The organism is Paenibacillus sp. RC67, from assembly GCF_030020805.1.
GTDB lineage: Bacteria > Bacillota > Bacilli > Paenibacillales > NBRC-103111 > Paenibacillus_S.
Genome location: NZ_CP125098.1, coordinates 6,614,008 through 6,631,620 on the forward strand (window position 1 = coordinate 6,614,008; position 17,613 = coordinate 6,631,620).

A 17,613-nucleotide genomic window follows, 5' to 3' on the forward strand; every position below is an offset into this window, starting at 1 on the left:
ATCTTAACCTATTTTCGACTCCCACCAAAACGGTCTTAATTATGGGACGTTGTGTTTTTTTACGATTCGTCTTATTAACGCGCTGCTCCCTTCCTTCAGAAATCAGCGTCATTACAACAAAAAAAAGCCCAACCAAAGGGACGGCAGTTGTAAAAATTTATGTTTTTATAAGTTGTACAGAGAGAAGGTTGAAAGCGCTATCCACCCTTTATTTATCTTATTTTCCACTGTATGAAACTCATACATAAGACCAGCAGGTTCATATCCTGTTCCCTCTGATGCTCATCGGCACCTAGCTTATCCTACATTTCCATGGAAAGAGTATCTGGCATTCTTATCCTCGCGGCTTATTTCGAGTTTGACAGGGAGGCTTGAAAACACCTCATTCGCTGTCTTTGCAGACACCCATTTGACTTCCATAATTTCCTCATCGGGGTCAGTTGTCCCTAGTTCTCCACCAATGATAACCGCTTCAAAAATGAACAATAAAACATGGTGTCCTGCTCCCGTGAAAAAAACCTCTCTAACCGAGTGCAGTCCCGTTACTTGGATATCCAACCCCGATTCCTCTCTCGTTTCCCTCACTGCGGCCTGGTTCAAGGTTTCGCCCGGTTCAACAGCCCCTCCCGGCAAGCTCCAATAATCTCCGTTGCCATTTTTATTTTTCACCATGACTACATTTTGGCCTGCTTCATCCCATATCAACGCGCTGGCTACGTCCACTCTTTTAAACATGGATAAGAACACCTCCTGATTTAGTAGTAAGAATATCGTTCTCCGATCCTCTCTTACTTTCGCAAACACCTTTATTTTAATAAGTGCTATAATCCTATTGTTACTCATAAGTAAATATATTACAATTATTCATAAATCAACCAATAGGAGGAATGCACTTATGTTAAAGAAACTATTAGTTCTCGCATTATGTGCTGTCATTCTCACCCTTCCAAGCGCTGCTCTAGCAAAAAACAACACCACGGTCACTCAACAATCTTTTGGTTCAGGCTGCAACATATGGAAGTTTTTCGTTACTGCATACGATTCTGACGGATATATTGAAACCTTCGGTCCCTATAACGATTGGGCAGACGCCGAGGCTGCTCAACAACGCATTCTTAATAGTAATTGGCGTTTAGATGCTTATATTCACGAGGAAGAATATTGCTTCTAAACCAGTTTGAGGGACACTATCGATGTGTCCCTTATTTTATTCATGAAGGATGTGCACCTAATGAAATTATGGGAGCAAGCTCGAAGCACACAGAAAGGCGGTCCATGGCTGACCTATGCCGATCCAGCACAGGGTGGTTGGTCAGCGGATAAGCTCAAGGAAGCTAAGCAGGTATTCGATGAAATAGGTTCCGCAGCGCTTCTGGTCATAGACCGCGGAGCTACTGCCGTCGCTTGGGGCAATGTAACTATCCCCTATCGCTGTCACTCGCTTCGCAAAAGCTTATTAAGTGCCTTGTACGGTATTCATACACAGCAAGGAAGCATTGACATTAACCAAACGCTAGAAGAGCTCGGTATCGACGACATGCCTCCGTTAACGGAACAAGAAAAACAAGCGAAGGTTGTGCATTTACTGAAAGCACGGTCCGGAATTTACCACGAAGCAGCCTCGGAAACCGCAGCGATGAAAAAAACCGTCCAGCCAGAGGCAGCCACGCTCCAGATACGTTCTGGTGCTATAATAACTGGGATTTCAACGCATTAGAGACTATATTCGAGCTGACTACGAATTCAACTGTGTTCGAAGCATTTGAGCAGCGGCTTGCAAAACCGCTCCACATGGAGGACTTCCTACCAGAACTGCATACGCAGCTAGTCAAGCAGGAGCACATCTCTATTCATGGAGCCAGGCATTATCGCCTCTCGGCCAGGGATTTGGCCCGTTTTGGGCTTCTTTACTTGCAGAACGGAAGCTTCGGCAATCAACAGCTGATCCCTAAAAACTGGATTCAAGAGAGCACTGCTCCATATTCGATCATGGAAGAATTGAGCGCCGGCTACGGTTACTTATGGTGGAAACCAATGAAGGGCATATGGAATCAGCTTGGAATGTACGAGGCTAGGGGTGTCGGCGGGCAATGCATTTCGGTTATCCCCCAAGAAAATCTTGTGTTTGTGCATAGGGCAGACACGGACAGCGGCCGTCACATTAATGGCAAGCAAGTGCTGCGTCTGTACCGGCTTATTTTAGAAGCAAAAAGCGAAACAACTTCTACACAAGCTCCTCCTGACCTTATCCCTTTGGACGTAGAAGCAGGAGAGATGCACTTCTTATTAAGCCATTTTCGTTCTTTCCATCACAGAGCCAAGGCTCTGGACAAGATCCGTGAGGAGTACTGGCATAAGCCGCAATCCTCAACATCCGTAAGATCTCCATTAGATCTCCTTGCAACAATGATTCATCGCGATACAAAAGCTCTTCATATTCTGACGCCACTGGATACACAGCCGGAGACGGCAGTAGAGATTGAACAGGCGAATCTTCCGCCAGCTACCCTTTCTCCGCAGCAGCTAGTCCGTCGTTTTCTGGAGCAGAGAGAGCAGCTTTATTCTATTTTAGAGAGCCTGCCCCCTCTGGATTGGGAAAAAACATATTCGTGGAACGAAAGTGAAATTTCCGTTAAAGCCTACTTTTTAACTCATATTTTACTAGACTACCAGCAGTCCGAGCCTCTTATCCAGTTCTTTAATACATATAAGGACACGGTAGCCCCTGCAGGTTAGGTACGCGAATAATATATGTCTGTAATAAAAAATGCCTCCAGCTTAACTTATGTCGGGGGCATTTTTGATGTAATTGTCTATTTAGCTTATTCGTCCAAAGATTCATGGTGATTCTTCGATTTGAAGCTTCTTACCACAGCCCATCCGACCATCCCGAGAGTTAAGAAACATCCCCCGACAATCATGGTATAAAGAAAATTAGACCATATTACAGCATCGTTTGGTCCGTTTCCTACCGGCCCTACTCTGGGTCTGTATGCATTCCAGTAAAAGAAGATCGAGAAGATCATGAACAATAATCCAAAAGCAACATGAAACACTGGCCTCCATGGTTTATAGCGAGCTGGTTGCGCGACCAGAATATAGATATCCTGAAGGAAGATAAAACATAGGGTAACTGTGGTTATGACAACTTGCAGCTTGTTTTCCCCCCTCACCTGAAAGTATAGAAACGTGTTCTGCGTAACTGGCAGCCCTAAAACTCTCAACTGCCTCATTAGTTCATGGTGCTTACCCATAGATTCTCTACTGGAAAATACAGGTTATTTATATATACGTAGAAACTATTTTTTAGTTGCTGTGTGGTGTCTAGAAATAAGAAAAAGCAGGCTGCTATTGCGCCCGCTTGATGATTTATGTGATCTATTGGCCGTTAGCTTTTCTTCAGCCAAGCATTCGCCAGCAGCAATGCTCCTCTTGCGGCATTCGTATCTGCAAGTGCATTCAGCATGACAAAGTCATGGATGATGCCTTGAAAGCGTACTGCCGTAACTTTCACGCCGGCTTCACGAAGCTTCGCCACATAGGCTTCTCCTCATCCCTCAGCACATCCGCTTCTCCGGTGATAACCAGCGCGGGTGGCAATCCCTTTAGCTGCTCGATTGTGGCACGGAGCGGCGATGCCGTAATCCGAGCCCGTTCCTCCGGACTGGTTGTGTATTGATCCCAGAACCACTTCATTCCTTCCCTGCTCAGAAAATAGCCTTCCGCGAACTGCTTGTAGGAATCGGTATCAAAGGATGCATCAGTTACCGGATAAAACAGCAGCTGCTTGTGAATCGTTGGGCCTTCACGATATTTGGCCATCAGCGTCACCGCAGCCGTCATGTTGCCTCCCACGCTATCACCGGCGACCGTCAGCTTGGATGGGTCCGCGCCGAGCTCCATGCCGTGTTTGGCAACCCATTCGACGACGGCATAAATCTCTTCTATCGCGGTAGGAAATTTACTCTCTGGCGATAGGCTGTAATTTGGGAACACAACTACCGATTGTGAACCCACAGCCAGCTCTCGAATTAAGCGGTCATGCGTATGGGCATTGCCGAATACCCAGCCGGCACCATGGCTATAGACAATGACGGGAAGCGATGCCGCGGCGTTCTTCGGCTTGATAATCGTTACCGGTACCTGCCCGTTCGGTCCTCCTGGAACCATACGCTCCTCGATATCCACATCTGGCTTTTTAACAGGGCTGGACTGTACTTCATCTACTTTCTTGCGACCATTCTTCGGTCCAAGTTCATATAAATAGGGCGGATTCTTCGTATCTTCCACGAATTGCTGTGCTTCGGGCTCTAGTTTCACTTCATTTGGCATGGTGTAAGACTCCCTTCCATTTTGAGTGTCATTACTTTTTACACCAAATAAAAGAATCCAAAACCTGAAACGTAATGCAGAAGGTATCTGTGCAAGGGATTGTTCTGCAATAATCGTAACCATGTGGATCTGTTTACAATTTGCTATCAAACTAATATGCACTATGGTTTCCTTAACGATGCGTTAGCAATTATAGCGATTCCAGTTAGAAGAAAAGCGGGTACATAGATGTTGTTTACGAAGCCATGCAAATAAGGCGAGGGCACTTCACCGAAGAAATCACCCGCATACAATCCTGCCCATTTAATATTTTCTGGCACATAATTGGAGATTAGTTCTAACGTGTATAGAATTCCCGACATCAAAATAAACGCGGCACCTATCACGTACATACGCTTTTCCCTCACATTCTATTCTCCTTCCCTTGAATGAGGATTCACTCCTAATACTAAGGCTCTTGATTAGACCGAATCCTTTGCTGCTCTTGCCAAATCAAATCCAGTCTACTTATAATTCTTTCATCATTTTCAAGCCTCTTCTTTAGCTTAAAATCTATACTTGATAATCCGCATAGAACCAACACCATGAAAATGATAATTACAATAATCATTTGAACAGCTCACCTCTCTTGGTCAGAGTGTTCAGAACCCGATTCATCCATTGCATTTCTCACGAAAGCTACAGTGTTAGGAGAAAGACGTTCATCTTCACTCTATAAAAACTTAATTCATACCTGAATATACAATATAAGGATAAATATACCACAAATTAAAAAAGATAGTGTACGCTCATTCCCTTCACTTAAAATCTCCCTCAAAAACAAAATAAGCAGGTTGCCGCAGCACCCGCTTTTATGTGTACCTGTTCAACTATTTAGCTTGCCCGCCTTTGACCGTAAACGTGCTCTTGAAAGCTTTTCCAGGTTCGACTATCTCATAAGTTCCAGGCTGAGGATTATTCAGCAAAAACATATTTTCACCGGGCTTCAAATCGGCACTGAAGTTTAAATCCTTAGATACCAGCTTTAGATCGGTTCCTGCGTTAGACTTCACATTAAATACAGCTTTAATCATGGTATTTGCTTTAAATTCCGTATTGACGGGAATCATCCCAGAAGAGGTCACGTCAATCGACGCGATTTGCAGATCGTTTTCTTCATCGAACACAGCGATTTGCGAAGCCGGTGCACCAATGGCGCCTATATGAATTTGATTGATAGCTGTGAACATAACCCCTGCACCCATGACAGCGCAGACGGCAAGGATTACCGTACCGCGATAAGTGGGCTTTTTTTGCGTTGCTGCCTTGCTCTTCAATCTGCCTGCATCCAACCGCTCTTTAATCTTCTGAATAAGGAATGACCCCACGATAAAAACAATCGCGGCAGCCAGCACAACGTTGTTCGACTTATAGAACAGACTTCCCGCCACCGTTCCAAGCATCGCGCCCAGCGTACCGGATAAAGCTCCCTGTATGGCCTTCTGCAACCCGAAAGCAGCTCCACCCATATACCCAACGACGATAGCGAATACTACCGAAATTAATAAAAGGATGCTTATGCCCCAATCGAACGTTTGCGCCGCTATGGCACCGAAGGCCAATGCTGACAAGAAAGAAAACACCGACGTCGATATGTTTCTTACCTTTCTTCCTTTTCCACGGAATCCACTAAAGATCTGATAAGCGCTCAACAGAACAATCAGCAAAAAACTACCCAAGTTAAGCAGCATTACGATAACCACCTTTTTATGTTCAAGTTGCTCAAGTTTATTTCAATTTTTTGCCCAAATCCCAATCCGGATAAACATAGGGAATCACAGGAGCGGTTGCAGGCTCCACCTGCTGAACCTTAATTTTGATGACAGGCTGATCATGGTAAGTAGTTTTGTCGATGGTTCCTGTTATAGTAACCCAAGAATCATTCGCATAACGGCTTGCATTCGGGAGCTCTGCAATAATGCCGTAAGGGGAAATATCTGCAATACAATGGGTCATCGCCATTCTACCAATGAAAAGCTGGTTTTCCAGCAGGCCGTTTTCCCGATAGATGAAGCCTTTTATTTTAACTTGCTTACCCGCATATTGGTCTGCGAAAAGATTAAGCGACTGCAGTTTCTCGATGAACCACTCATCCTTCATTTCCACTACATCCTGCTTATACAGGAGCATCCCTAACTTGGCGTAGTCCCGATTATACTTATCCGTAGTAAACATTGCCTTCACTTTAGCATCTACACTTCCCTGCAGCTGCGCTAAATCTATGGGTACCCCGTTGCTATCGACCGCCGTCGTTTCTCCTGAACGGATCCCGCTGCCTTTGGCCAGTGAACCAGCGAATGCTTGATTGGGCAGTAACGCTGCAAGCAGCAGCGGCATCACAAACAAACCATAAAGGACGGCGTGTTTCCACGCTGACTTAGCTTCACCATGATGATGTTCATGATGATGTGTATGATCCGAGTGTCCATCATTGGAATGATCGTGTGGGCAGGCGCAGCCAGGCGAGGATTGTTTGGTGGACCGAATCGAGATGTACAGCTGAAACAGGGCGAACAGGAATAGCCCCACCGCAGCCATGTTCACATATTTTAATAGATGAGGCGCAACAAAAAGAAGGATCTCCCCCGTAAACACCAAGCTTACCAGATATGCAGCAAAGGCGAATAAAATCACCACTTTCAAGAGATGATGCACCATGGGAGCGTAACCGTTCTTCACCACTATTTCCCCCCTCAAGACCAAAATACTTTTTCCACTATCAAAGTGCTGATAAAGACAAAACCCACTACAAGCAAGCTGTATAATAAGACGAATCGGGGTTTAAAGATTGCCGACATCATAAAAATTCCTTTTAAATTCAACATGGGACCCAGAAGCATGAAAGCAACAAGAGAGCCTGGAGAAAATGTTGCACTGAATGACTGAGCGACAAACGCGTCCGAAGTGGAGCAAAGCGACAGAATGAATCCGAGCCCCATCATCAGCACACTCGAGCCCCCTTGATAATGACCCAAAGCTACTAAGCTATCCTTGGGAATGAACGTTTGAAGCAAGCCCACCAATAAAGCTCCGAATATTAAAAATTTGCCCATCTCAAAAAATTCTTCTATTGAATGTCCCATTACTTGGACAAGCTTACTCCAGCCAGAACCTGCATGATCGTGTTGGTGTCCGGAAGCACCAGAGGCTGCAGGCTTATTCATTTTTAAAGGATCTGTTTTGACAAAATAATAAATGAGAAGCCCAATGACAAACGCCGCGGCAAAAGCCAATCCCATTCGGGCATAAGTCATTTCCGGTTTATTACGAAAAGCGGTATAGGTCGACCACAATACGATCGGATTCAAGATTGGCCCGACAACTAGAAACGTTATGGCCGCATGTACCTTCATTCCTTTTTGAATGAACCGGCGGACGGCTGGAACCATACCACATTCACACACTGGAAAAATGATCCCAAGCACGATAACCGTCAAAATAGCCAAGACCGGATTGGCAGGTATGAGTCTCTTAAGCGTCTGTTCCGAGACGAATACTTCGACCAAGGCTGAAAGAATGACGCCAATGAGGATGAACGGCAGTGCTTCGATGATGATGCTAACGAACATCATTTTGAATAGTTGAAGCTTGGGATTTTGCAGGAACGTCTCAGACGCTTTCGTGGAGAAGAAATATAAAATCAAAATTAGAATGATAGAAGCACCAGCAATGACATTCGTGCTCTTTGCCGCTGTTTTTTTGTGTAGCGCCGGGTTTTGCATGAACATCCCCTCTTGCTGTGATTTAGTCAAACAATAACCGCTGCACTAACCAAATGCCCCCCATAGCAAAAGCCACGGTAGAGCCCGCAAATACGGCCCGTTTCGAATATTTCCAGCGGTGTACAAGAGCAAGCAGCGGCAAAACAATGGCGACCAACGTCACTTGAACAACTTCAATGCCTACGTTAAAGCTAATGAGGTCCACTGCAAGTTCGCTTCTTGGAATGTCCATTTCTTTCAAAATATCAGCGAAGCCCATGCCATGGATTAAGCCGAACAAAAAGGTTAAGAGCCAGCGGTAATTAATCCGTTCCCGGAGCACGTTATCCACTGCCACATAGCAGATGCTAAGGGCGATTGCAGGTTCGACGAATTTGGCCGGCACATCGATCCAGCCGAGCACGGTGAGCGTCAGTGTGATGCTATGGGCTATCGTGAACGCCGTAATCATGGCCGCATGCTGTTTGAATGTCTGCCGTGCAATCAAGAGCGAAAAAAGAAACAATAAATGATCATAGCCGGTGAGAATGTGATTGATTCCCAGTTTGAAGAAAGATAACCATCCCGACGGCATTTCTTCGGAATCCTCAGCTGTTCCTTCTTCTCCAGAAGAAGTTGTTCCAGCCGCAGGCTGAAGCTGCTTATCTTGCTGCAACCCCGCATATTCGCTGTCCGTCATTTGCATCGCCCAGACCCGATTTTTACCGGATAAAGCGGATGTGCTTTTTTGCTTGCCATAATGTATCGTAACCAGATCCACATAATTGGTCGCCGCGTCATTCAGGTACAATTGGTCGGTTAACGATATCGGTTGACCTGAAGCGACTGGCGGATACGATACCTTCAGAATCGCTTTGGTGGCATCTCCTTGCCGATCGAGCACTAGACTATTGATCTTCCAGCTCTGCGGCTGGTTGTTAAATTTCAACGTAATGTTTTGCTGCAGGACCGAGATCAGCTGATCCTTCACGGCGTTGAATTCTTCCTGCTCCAGCATGCCGTTCTTGTTAACGTCACCGCCGACAAGCTCCATAACCGATAACTCATCCAATGCATAGGTCATATCAGTACCCGATTGGGTCAAATCGAGCGTCGTATAGCTTGCGCTGTAGGCATGAGCAGACACATGTTGAACTATAGGCAGACACAGGACCGCAGCGAGTATAAAACAAAAGCAGTATTTCAAGATAGACCGAACTTGAAACATCTTTTTCCTCCTGGTATAGATAGCAGGGATGCCATTCTAGCGAATGGCATCCGACTATCTTGATGTAAACCTAAGCTGTTTATTTATTCAGGAAATTGTAAATTAATTGTGCGGATTCCGCGCGGGTTGTAATACCCTGTGGATCAAATTGCCCTGCGGCACGGCCTTGAATCAAGTTCAAGGATACAGCCGATTGAACAGACTCCACTGCCCAGGAAGAAATGCGGGATTGATCTTTGAATGGGGCGCTTGCAGGTGCAGACGCTTTGCCATTCTTGTATTCATAGGCCCGCATAAGCATAGCAACAGCTTCCTCACGGGTAATGCTGGTGTTCGGATCGAATGCCTCAACACTCTTGCCTTGTACGATGCCTGCCTTCACCGCCATCGAAACGGCCTCAGCATACCAATCGGTTGCCTTCACATCATTGAAGGTCAAGGTGCCTTTTTCCGTGAGCTTCAATGCTCTTGCCAGCAGCATCGTGAATTCCGCACGCGTTACACTGCGCTCAGGCTCAAACGTTGTTTCGCTAGTTCCGCTTACCAGCTGCTTCGCTGCCAATTCCCGAATAACGCCTGCTGCCCAATGACTTGCAGGGACATCCGCAAACAGCTTGCTAACTTCAAGGACAGCGTACTTACTGAAATGATGGATTTGGGCTACCAGATATCCGTCTACATAGCTTCCTCCAATGTACTCAAGCACACCATTGTCAGAGATATAGTAAACGGCAGCCAGCTTAGGATTCAAGCTTGCATCTACTTTCATTTGAATCGTAATAGGCTGTTCGAACTTAGTTAAATCCACTGTTTTGCCGCTGGCAGTCACAATAGAGAGCTGGAACTCGTACACATTTCCATTGAGCTTCAGATCGGCATGTGCTGCATTTTGGCCCTTGTCAATGATCTGTTTGGCATCCGCATCATTTAAAGGAACCATTTTCAAGGAGATGCTGCTGTCCTTCTGCTCATCTGCGGTCAGCTTGCTGACCAATTGCTTCAACAGCTCCGAAGGTACGGACAGAGTCACACGGTCCGATTTGATTTCAAGTGGCTTCTGTCCAATAAGCTCAGCCGTATTGGATGGTAGCTTCACTTCTGTAGCATTAGCTGGAACCTGCACGTTGACAGGACCGCTTCCGCTTGAAGTCAGCTGTTCCGCTGTTACCGCAACAGAATGGGTATCACTGTTGTTACCTCCAGTGCTGCCACCAGATCCGCTGCCAGATCCAGAACTGCCACTTCCGCCATGGGAAGAAGAGCCTGAACTGCTGCTAAATACCGTCACATTGCTCGTTGCTGTGAAGTTTCCATCTACCGTAGCAGCCGTAATCGTTGCGACGCCCAAGCCTATCGCGGTGACTACTCCGTTCGCATCGACTTTTACAATGGATTCATCGCTGGAGGTCCAAACGACCGCTTTATTGGTCGCTTCTGCCGGTTGTACGGTTGCCGTTAAAGATACTGTTCCAAAAATCCTTACGGAAACAGCCGGTTGCTCCAACGTGATTCCCGTTACACTTACGTTCGTATTAGGAGCCGTTACGGTCACTTCAGCTGTTGCTGCGAAATGCCCATCCGTTGTCGTTACCGTGATGGTCGCTGTTCCAGCGCCTACCGCCGTAACCAGACCATTAGCGGTTACTGTTGCTACCGCTGGGTTGCTGGAGGTCCATGCAACCGATTTGTCTGTGGCATCAGCTGGCTGTACGGTTGCTGTCAGCTGCTCTGTTCCGTTAACGTTTAGGCTCAGCGCGGTTTTATCCAACGCAACACCGGTTACACTTACGTTCGTACTTGGAGCCGTTACGGCCACTTCAGCTGTTGCTGTGAAATGTCCATCCGTTGTCGTTACCGTGATGGTTGCCGTTCCAGCGCCTACTGCTGTCACAAGACCGTTTGCGGTCACTGTTGCTACCGCTGAGTTGCTGGAGGTCCATGCAACCGTTTTGTCTGTGGCATCAGTTGGCTGTACAGTTGCTGTCAGTTGCTCTGTGCCGTTAACGTTTAAGCTCATCGCGGTTTTATTCAGCGCAACACCTGTAACAGAAGTAACTGGTTGGGAATCCGTTACTTTCAATTCTCTCGTATCGCGAACGCGAATCCGGTCGCCTTGAGAATACTTGCCGCTAAGTCCTACCGCCTGCAGTTTGTCCCCTACATGAACGGATGGAACAGGTACTCCGCTTTGATTCACGATGTATCCGTCGACAAAGACCGTGACGTTACCCGAACCATCATTAAGAATGAAGGTACTGTCGTCAGGCATAGAGACGATATCGCCTTCCACCTGAACCAGTTGGCCCTGATATGCATCAGAAACCGATTCCTTCGTGCTCACCTTTTTAGGCTGAACCGCTGGCCCTGAGCTTAACTTAACAACGCTATTCGTAAACTTGTCGAAGATAACCTCTTTGTCATTTTCAAATACACCGATATGTCCGTAAACACGAACGGTATCACCGAGCTGTAAGGATCCTGCCGGAACCTCACCGAAGGCTACAATGCCTCCTGTATCATCCTGAATATACGCCGAGTCGTAGAATGCCGTGGTCGTCACTTTCCCTTGAACCACAACGTTCGCTCCTTCTGGAAGCTTACGCGCATCACTCATTGGAATTACCTTCGGCTCGATATGAGCAAGCCAATTCACCGCATTGATACTGAGCGGCATATTATTCGTCGGCCCGTCATTTTGCGTCATTTGTTTATCGTTAAAAATATTCATTCCCGCAACCAGGATACGGCCGCTGCCCAATTGTTCCGAAGCAACTAAAGGTATCGCCGATCCCCCGGTTACGTTAGTCAAAGCAGGTCCATTTTTTCCATTTGCCGTATAGACGTTATAGGATACCGTATCTGCTTTAACTTGAGGCGAATCTTGGAATGTGGATTCATTCCCCCGAGCCAAGATCGTAACGGTGCTGCTGTCGGTAAGAGGAACCTTATTCCCCGCACCATCGTTTGCCGCAAGACTTGGTCCGCTGTAATAATCAAGCAAGGATATGAAATCCGTTAATCCATTGCTTACCGGCCTCAAATGAAGCCTTACAGAGAAATTCGAGTTCAATGGAGCAGACCAGAAGTTACCCTCTGCCGTTTCATCAAACACACCATCGTTATTAACTAATATGCTCGAACCGATTCCTGAGAGTAAGCTGTTCAAGTTTTGTGGAGTTCCACCAAAATTACTTTTCTCGGTAAGCAGCAGTGAGCCGCCACGATCAACAAAACGTTTCAGTGCAGCAATTTCATTGTCCGAGTAAGCGCTGCTTGGGTGGGTAACCATGAGCACACCGACATTGCTTAACAGCTGATCTGTGATTGCTGCTTTGTTCTCAACAACGGTATACCCTTGCTTTCTCAAGTTAAGTGTAAAGTCAGTCAAATTGTTCGCATAGGTGCCAGTATCGCTTGTTGTATTCTCATTCTTGTGCGTGGCATCTATCATGACCGTAATACCCAGCGGAGCTTTCACCGTGATCGGCTGTTCATATTTATTGTCGCCAAGATTATTTCCGTCCCCGGCTTCCAGAACGACGATCAGTTTATGCTCTCCCGCTACCGGGTTCTGCCAACTGACTGTGGCATCCGCATTCTTATTGCTGCCTAGCGTTGCAATCGTGCTATCGCCAATAAAATGCGTAGAATCGATGCTATCATAATAGAAGTGCGCTGTAAGATTCGTCAGGTTGATAGTTCCCAGATTCGAAATGCCTGCTTTCAAAGTAACTGGGATTCCAGCTACCGCAGCTCCTTCAACGATACTTAAATCGCTGACTTTTACCGCCAAAGGATCAGCTTGGGACCAGATTGGTGCAGAGTAAATTCTGTCTCCGTCTTTTTGCGTCACACGAACGACAAACCATTGTTGACCGCCCAGTACCGAAACGGACGGCTTCCAGGAGAACGAAGTGTTGTCTGTCGTCGGTGTGTAGCTGTCAATGACTCTGCCGCCATTGGTAATTAGCTCTACTTTCGCAATATTATCGTTTGACGCTGTGGTCAAATAATTGTATTTGAGATCGGATTTGGTCTCCAATACTGGATCGCTGCCTTTAACGTCAAAGCTCAGCACTTTGGAGTCCACGGTCGCACCCATGTAATATCCGTTAGCCAGCATATCCAGCTGGAAGTTAGGATCCTCACTAAAGTAAACATGCATTTTACGCATGGCATCCAGCAAAGAATCCTGCGTCAGATCTTTCGAAACGATGACCGTACGCTTCTTTGTTTGACCCCACGAAGCATCATGGTTGTCTTCGCCGTACGTCGGCGCTACGTGCCAGCCTAAATCAAGTGCACTGAAAAACTTGCTTTCCGTGTTCACATAGGAATAATTTCCTGATCCATTGCCCACTTCCAGCATAGTGAACAGCCTGTCGACATTTTTGTCGTAAGGAATAAAATTATCAAATGCGTTGGCAGACATTGCCGGATGGTTGAACTGAGCAACAATGTTGTCATAAGTCAACGTCCACGCATAATAGTTTTGCAGATTTTGATACTTGCCTCCGCTTTGAACACGATCGATAAAATTGCTTGTACCAAATACATTGGAATGTCCCCAGGTTGTAGAGGTCATCTCAAACGCCGGGAAGACGACAAAGTTACCGTCTTTTGTATATTGTTTGGCCAAATCCTTGGTCAACTGCCAATCCGAGCCGCCTGTCCGCTCCGGCATGCCGTTGTGATCAACCGTATCGGTTCCGACTTTGGAGGAATCAATGTCATGCGAATGGTCGGAGAAAGCAAAATAGTCGTATCCATAGGCTTGTGCCGCTTGCAATGCCGCCTCGGGGGTTCCTTTGGCATCATGCGAGATTTGAGTATGGTTATGAGTCGTTCCTCTATAATGGTTACCGCCAGTAAATCTCGGAACGATCTGGAATGTCCATGAAGCGGTCGAGAGGTTACCAAGCTTGTCCTTCGCAGAAACGTTAACCGTATGGTTGCCGACAGCTAAATCATCGGCTGATGTCATCACCAGCTTCATTTGGGTTTCCGTTTTGGTTGCCGCTTGTGTGAAATCTTTACCGTCGATGTCCAGCGTGAGAGAATTGGCATCTACGCCGTTCGGATCTTCCAGGTCAACAGAAACGACCGGATGGAACGTTTCGATGCTGTCCATCGGTAGTGGCAGCTGGTTCGAGTAAGAAGGTCCATCCGTATCCGCCACGATATCCATACTATGCGGCGCAACCGCACTTCCGGAATTTTGGGTCGCCTGTCCCGCACTCGCTGCTTCGATGTAATAGTACATTTTGGTAGCAGTGACGTACTGCTTCGGTATTTTTGCGTTATAGTTCAGCTTGTCCGTTGTCACCATAGGGAGTGAAGCAAAAGAGGTTTCTCCATCATTTTTATAGAACAGGGTGACAGAATCAGCATATTTGGCTGCAGCCTTCACCGGAATATCGATACCTGAGTATCCTTTGGTCATAGGCTCGTGCTGGAACTGCAATTCGCCTTTAATATCGGCATCATTTCTTGGTTCGATATAATATCCGCTCGTATAAGGAGAACCGGCTTTGGATTGCCCTACAATTCCCGTAAAGGCATACGTATCCCCCAAAGATACACTGTTAACATCGATACCTGATGCTCCCGATATTTTCACGATAGCCGTATTGCCCGCATCATCAGCAATAGTCACGTTGTAATCCGGACCAGTCGAAGGAATGTTGGTTACTTTCCCTTTAATGGAAACCAGTGTTCCTTCCAGCGGCTCTGCCGTTCCGTAGCTGCTCAGGGCATCGAGAGCGATGACCGGCGCGGTAGGCGTTCCATTGGCACCTTCGTCTGTTATAGCCGTCGGTACAAATTGAGTCATACCCGCTGTAAATAGCAGCTTACCTGATATTTTCACTTTATTTCCAACGGTAATTGCTGCAGATGGCGCCTGCTTGTCAATAATTTGAATACCGCCGGTAGCATCCTGAATATAAAAGCTTGCTTTCATCGTTCCATTCGCTTTGTTGGCTGCTGTGACTGTACCCTCAATGGTTGTGGTGTATCCGATGTTGAGCAGCATACCGTTCGCATCATTGTTGCGAAGCTGTCCAATCGGAACGACCGCGGACGGATTAGCAGCTGTGTCAACACGGGTATAGGCACTTTCCTTAGACACCGGATGAGCCTTATCCGTATGCGTCACATAAACCGAAGTGTGGTTACCTGAGTCACTGAAGGAAAGAGCAAAAGATCCGTCTGCCGCTGCAGTTGCTTGTCCAGCCGAAGTAACCACGCCTCCGGTCTCTGTATAAGCTTGGACTGTGGATGAAGCCGGTACAGAACCTGCCGCACCCGTTACCGATGCACTGCCGCTTGCATTCGCAAAGCTGATTTTGGCAGCATCCGGTTGAATCATAGATTTAGAGCTTCTAACAGCAATATCTTCCGGGTTGTTAGGATTGCTTGGTACATTAAGAATGAAATCATTAGACGGATCTTTCGAGAAGAACCCGTTGCCTAATCCGATAACACCCTTGGGATCAGAACCGGCATCCGTTTTGCGAAGCAAGGTTCCTCCGCCAATACTGGAGCTGAAGAAAGGCAATCCCCAATGATCCGTTTTGGTCGTAAAATTCGTGTTCGTTCCGTTACCGAACGCTATGATATCAATTGCTTTAGCATCATCCTGACTCGTTAATCCGGTAACCGAATTGGCTAAGGCAAGAATTCCCCCCGTCGATCCGCTTGGTTTCAACGTCATTGTCTGATCCGGGGTTACCGGCAGGCTGCTGCCTGTTGCTCCGGAGGCGCCTGCAACCAAATAATAGCCGTGAGCCTTGATCGTTCCTGTCAGCTTAGTACCTGTTCCAAAACTAGCTCCACTGGCTGCAGTATAGATCAGTGCCCATTGATTGTTAAACTGAATATCTTGATTCGTCGTATTGTACAACTCGAAAAACTTCGTATTGTAAAAGGCCCCGCTATTTCCGCCATTGACATAAATTTGGCTGAATACAATATCTCCCGGCTTATAATTTCCTGATGGAGCGGACAAGTTTAGCGTTGTTTTGTCGCTCTCCAGCTTGCCGGTTTCTTTGGAGGTCACCCCTACGGAAGTTTTATTGCTTGGATTCGTGAACGTTATCGTAAAAGATCCGTCTGCTCCTGCCGTACTTGTACCCGCCAAAGAGTTATCGTCAAAATAAGCCGAAACCTTGGCTTGATTCGCTACGCTGCCGACCGCTCCTGTAATCGTAGTTGCGCTCGTGAACGTCATTTTGGATGCATCCGGTTTCGTAGACTTCGCTATGGAAACCGATACTGCATCGCTCTCGTCTTTGCCGCTGACTGCTGCTGTCAGCTTGACAGCGGTGCTAAGCCCAGGGTTGGTGATCCCTAATTGGAAGGAACCGTCAGGCTGTGCCGTCGTTGTACCTGCCGGTGTTTGATCAGGCAAATAAGCCTTCACCGTTGCGCTGCCATACACAGCACCCGTCACACCTCGAACGGTGGTGTAATCCTCCTGGAACGTAATTTTGCCTACATCAGGACTTGCTGTTTTGGATGGATCAGGAGTCCCTCCACCGCCCTGATTATCGCTAGGGACGCCGGTAAAAACAATATCAGCCATTCGACTAGTTCCGGTATTTCCTATCGTCCCATCGTTGATGGATGTTGTTGTATAGTTAAGCCATCGAATATATACATTTGCTTTATTATCCACACTGCTTGGCAATGTAAAAGTGTTGGACGCACTCGAAGTTTCCTGAACAAAGGTCGCGTTTGGAACATCTTCAAAGCTGGTACCATCTAAACTATATTGGAGCTTAAAGTCTTTTGGTCCTGTACCCGTGCCGTAGCTTTTAAAAGCAACGTTGAGTCCAGTATAGCCTTGTGTATTTAACTGTGCCTGCCAGTATCCATCGGCTACGTTCCAACCAGCTGTGTAGATGGTACTGCCGGAATAAGTTCCAGACCGGCCACCACTTATCGTTAACTTGGCGTTACTTACATTGGTCGCGGATCCGCTGGTCGCAGTAAACGAACTCGCAGTACCCGTTCCCGAGAACGTCCATCCCGCTACCGTGTCCGATGCTGCGGCGTAGACCAGCCCACCCTGCAGAACCGATGCAGTCAGCAGTAATACAGCCATAGCAAGGCTAATCCATCTTGTATACTTTTTCAAAAAAGTAAACATGTACGCATTTGCTCCTTTTGTCATATTAGGCAATTAAGCAGCTTATTTTCCGATGTCATCGACTGCTTTTTCCTTAAAAATCCCCTCCTTTCCATCCGCCCTTCGTCTCATTTCATACGTCGATAAGTCCTAATTATATGGACTTTTGTTTCAGCAGTATC

Annotated in this window: 10 protein-coding genes and 1 pseudogene; 3 read left to right on the forward strand and 8 right to left on the reverse strand. The window is 46.8% G+C overall.

The window, feature by feature from the left end; all coding sequences use genetic code 11:
• Positions 1–297: 297 nt before the first annotated feature.
• Positions 298–735 (reverse strand): NUDIX hydrolase, encoded by a 438-nt coding sequence (locus QMA13_RS29980; RefSeq protein WP_282937307.1) that lies wholly within the window; start codon positions 733–735, stop codon positions 298–300.
• Between the two features lie 160 nt (positions 736–895).
• Here QMA13_RS29980 and QMA13_RS29985 point away from each other — a divergent pair, with 160 nt between their 5' ends.
• From QMA13_RS29985 to QMA13_RS29995, 3 genes are read left to right on the forward strand one after another with little or no spacing between them, the layout of a single operon-like run.
• Positions 896–1,171 (forward strand): hypothetical protein, encoded by a 276-nt coding sequence (locus QMA13_RS29985; RefSeq protein ID WP_282937308.1) that lies wholly within the window; start codon positions 896–898, stop codon positions 1,169–1,171.
• A 60-nt stretch (positions 1,172–1,231) separates the two neighbouring features.
• Positions 1,232–1,717 (forward strand): hypothetical protein, encoded by a 486-nt coding sequence (locus QMA13_RS29990; protein ID WP_282937309.1) that lies wholly within the window; start codon positions 1,232–1,234, stop codon positions 1,715–1,717.
• 5 nt (positions 1,718–1,722) lie between these two features.
• Complete coding sequence (locus QMA13_RS29995; protein WP_282943641.1) at positions 1,723–2,736, forward strand: serine hydrolase domain-containing protein; 1,014 nt, start codon at positions 1,723–1,725, stop codon at positions 2,734–2,736.
• Between the two features lie 652 nt (positions 2,737–3,388).
• On the opposite strand, the pseudogene QMA13_RS30000 reads toward QMA13_RS29995, so the two are convergent.
• From QMA13_RS30000 to QMA13_RS30030, 7 genes and pseudogenes are all read right to left on the reverse strand, one after another.
• Positions 3,389–4,332: pseudogene (locus QMA13_RS30000) on the reverse strand (alpha/beta hydrolase).
• Positions 4,333–4,493: 161 nt separating this feature from the next.
• A complete protein-coding gene (locus QMA13_RS30005; protein WP_282937310.1) occupies positions 4,494–4,739 on the reverse strand; it encodes a hypothetical protein in 246 nt (81 codons plus the stop codon).
• A 462-nt stretch (positions 4,740–5,201) separates the two neighbouring features.
• Positions 5,202–6,062, reverse strand: coding sequence for a cupredoxin domain-containing protein (locus QMA13_RS30010; protein ID WP_282937311.1), 861 nt, complete (start codon positions 6,060–6,062; stop codon positions 5,202–5,204).
• Between the two features lie 37 nt (positions 6,063–6,099).
• Entirely contained in the window at positions 6,100–7,050 is a 951-nt protein-coding gene (locus QMA13_RS30015; RefSeq protein WP_282937312.1) for a TIGR03943 family putative permease subunit, read from the reverse strand.
• A 14-nt stretch (positions 7,051–7,064) separates the two neighbouring features.
• A complete protein-coding gene (locus QMA13_RS30020; RefSeq protein ID WP_282937313.1) occupies positions 7,065–8,123 on the reverse strand; it encodes a permease in 1,059 nt (352 codons plus the stop codon).
• The gene (locus QMA13_RS30025) at positions 8,116–9,300 is read right to left on the reverse strand and encodes a HupE/UreJ family protein (RefSeq protein WP_282937314.1); all 1,185 of its coding nucleotides are present in this window, start codon (positions 9,298–9,300) and stop codon (positions 8,116–8,118) included. The genes QMA13_RS30020 and QMA13_RS30025 overlap by 8 nt, the downstream gene beginning before the upstream one ends.
• Positions 9,301–9,379: 79 nt before the next feature.
• Positions 9,380–17,452 carry an Ig-like domain-containing protein gene (locus QMA13_RS30030; RefSeq protein WP_282937315.1) on the reverse strand — a complete coding sequence of 2,691 codons (8,073 nt, stop codon included), beginning with the start codon at positions 17,450–17,452 and terminating at the stop codon, positions 9,380–9,382.
• Between the last annotated feature and the right edge of the window lie 161 nt (positions 17,453–17,613).

What these genes read in the sequence shown, in the direction of transcription:
- QMA13_RS29980 (WP_282937307.1), bottom strand. Translation starts at nt 735, where the DNA reads ATGTTTAAAAGAGTGGACGTAGCCAGCGCGTTGATATGGGATGAAGCA.
- QMA13_RS29985 (WP_282937308.1), top strand. Translation starts at nt 896, where the DNA reads ATGTTAAAGAAACTATTAGTTCTCGCATTATGTGCTGTCATTCTCACC.
- QMA13_RS30025 (WP_282937314.1), bottom strand. Translation starts at nt 9,300, where the DNA reads ATGTTTCAAGTTCGGTCTATCTTGAAATACTGCTTTTGTTTTATACTC.
- QMA13_RS30010 (WP_282937311.1), bottom strand. Translation starts at nt 6,062, where the DNA reads ATGCTGCTTAACTTGGGTAGTTTTTTGCTGATTGTTCTGTTGAGCGCT.
- QMA13_RS29990 (WP_282937309.1), top strand. Translation starts at nt 1,232, where the DNA reads ATGAAATTATGGGAGCAAGCTCGAAGCACACAGAAAGGCGGTCCATGG.
- QMA13_RS30030 (WP_282937315.1), bottom strand. Translation starts at nt 17,452, where the DNA reads ATGTTTACTTTTTTGAAAAAGTATACAAGATGGATTAGCCTTGCTATG.